The sequence below is a fragment of the Neisseria basseii genome, assembly GCF_962707005.1.
GTDB lineage: Bacteria > Pseudomonadota > Gammaproteobacteria > Burkholderiales > Neisseriaceae > Neisseria > Neisseria bergeri.
This window is the reverse complement of sequence record NZ_CAUIXH010000041.1, coordinates 1-2,557: the sequence shown is the minus strand read 5'-3', so window position 1 is coordinate 2,557 and position 2,557 is coordinate 1. Positions and strand designations below refer to the sequence as shown.

The 2,557-nt window shown below is 59.5% G+C and carries 1 protein-coding gene; it reads left to right on the top strand.

Going from position 1 to position 2,557, the window contains the following annotated elements:
- Positions 1–27: 27 nt before the first annotated feature.
- A partial coding sequence (locus Q9I99_RS11120) for a DUF6531 domain-containing protein (protein ID WP_304666230.1) occupies positions 28–2,557 on the top strand: 2,530 nt, incomplete at its 3' end.

Below are 2,557 nucleotides of genomic sequence, written 5' to 3'. Positions count from 1 at the left end.
CCCCATCCCCAACAGGAGCAAGCCGCCATGGCATTCAATAAAATCGCCCGTAAAAGCAGTGACTTCAGGGTCGTCTTTACCGTCCCCGATTTCTGCTGGCCGCCCCCTCCTGCTCCACCAGTCGCACCACCCATCCCCTTCCCGCTCTTCGCCGACCTCGGCGGCGCCCAAACCGTCGCCAATGACGTACGCCTCAACCGCAAGCCTGCTTTTGTCTTCAAAGCCAGTAAAACCAACCGCACTACCGGCGACGAACCCGCCATACCCGGCCGCAAAGGGGTGTTGTCGCGTACCGCCACCAAACCTGCCTGGCCGATGATGCACTCTTCTTCGGTTAAAATCCGCAAGCGCCACATCATCCGTGCCGGCGATATGTTCCACATGAACAACAAGTTCAAGAAGAAACTGCCGCCCAAACCCTGTATTTCCTGCAAAGCCGCCGCCGCTGTCGGCCGTCCGGTCAATCCGATACACGGGCTGAAGTTTTTGGAGGGTGAAACCGACTTTGCTTTTGAAGGCATCCTGCCGCTGATCTGGAGCCGCAGCTATTATTCCGACCAAGACGGTACCGGCTGGCTCGGCGAGGGCTGGAGCGTGCCGGGCTGCCAACGCATCATCCGCGATGCGGCGGGATTGGCCTATATCGACGATCAGGGCCGTTTGTTCCCGCTGCCGGAAGTCGATGAAGACGATGAAGAGCCGGTATTGTTCGAGAGCGAACAGATCTGGTTCAGTAAAAATCCGGACGGCCATTATGTCATTGCGTCGCTGGACGGTTCGATAGCGCTGCGCTTTGCGCCTTTGGCGGTGGCGGAAGACGGTTCGGACGAGGATTCCACCCTCTTCCCGCTGGTGGCGGTGGAAGACGCCAACGGCAACCATCAGCGTTTCGTCTATCATCCGCTGACCGGTCTGCCGCAATACGTCATCGACGGCAACGGCCGGGTGTTCTCACTGAACTTCGGCAATGTGGCGGACGAACAGTCGCCCAAAATGCGGCTGCTGTCGGTATCGCTGTTGGAAGGGTTGCCCGCCTTCGGCGAAACGGTCCGGGTCGGCAGTCCGCTGGTCCGCTACGAATACAATAATAGCGGCGACTTGGTCCGCGTCATCGGCCGAGACGGCAACGTCAAACGCAGCTTCGGCTATAGAAACAATCTGATGGTGTCGCACACGGATGCGGCGGGATTGGTATCGGAATACGAATACGACCATTACACCCCGACCGGCAAGGTGTTGCTCAACCGGACTTCTTTGGGCGAGGAATGGCGTTTTACCTATCACGACGGTTATACCGAGGTAACCGACGTGTTGGGCCGTACCGAGCAATATCATTACGACTACAACAACGAGTTGACCAAACGGGTGTTTGCCGACGGCAGCGCCGTATTGATGGAACGCGACGGTTTGGGCCGTCTGCTCAGCCATACCGATGCGATGGGGCGCGTGACCCGTTATCAGTACAGCAACGAGGGGCAGGTGGAGGCCATCGTCCGTCCCGACGGCACCATCCTGCATTTCGACTATGACGACTGCTACCGCCTGATCCGTAAAAGCGATGCGGAAGGCCGTTATGACGGCTATACCTACGACGAAGCGGGCAACCTGCTGACCCATACCGACCCGCTGAAACATACCACCCGTTTCGAATACGCCGACAACGGCCTGTTGCAGTCGGTGACCGACCCCAACGGCAGCAGCACCGCCTATCACTATAATGAAAACCGCCGGCCCGACCTCATTACCGACTGCTCCGGTTACGAAACCCGTCTGGCCTACACCCCCGAAGGACAGCTGGCGCGTATTACCGATGCGCTGGGACGGCACACCGAATATCATTACGACGCCGACCAAAACCTTACCCTCGCCCTCTATCCCGACGGCAGCAAAGAGACCTTCGGCTACGATGCCGCAGGCCGTCTGAAAACCCATACCGACGGCGAAGGCCATACCACTTCCTACGAATACGGCCAGGACGGTCTGCCGACCCGGCGCACCAATGCGCTGGGCCATACCTTCGGCTACCATTACGACAAAGCCCGCCGCCTAATCGGCCTCACCAATGAAAACGGTGCGCGCTACCGCTTTGCCTACGACGTCCTCGACCGCCTGATTGCCGAAAGCGGCTTCGACCATAAGCTGACCGGCTACCGCTACAACGCCGGCAACGAACTGGTCGAGCAGCGCGAGTTCGGCAACGATGCCTCCCTCGCCGCCAAACTGATGGCGCAACTGGGCGGACAGCCCGTCCCCAAAAAAGACGCCGCCCCGCTTTCAGACGACCTCGACAGCCAAACCCCGCTGCGTATTACCGAGTTCAAACGCGATATATTGGGACGCTTAATCCATACCCTCGCCCGCGACGGCGGCGACAGAGTTCAGGAGGCCGCTTACCAATACGACCCGAACGGCAACCTCGTCCGCGCCGCCAACCGCCACAGCATCACCTGCTTCGACTACAACGGAAACGGCCGACTCATCGCCCGGCACCAATGGAAGGTGCCGACTAAGGAAGAGAACGCCCGAAACGGCCTGCCCGAAACCGACTGGCGCGATG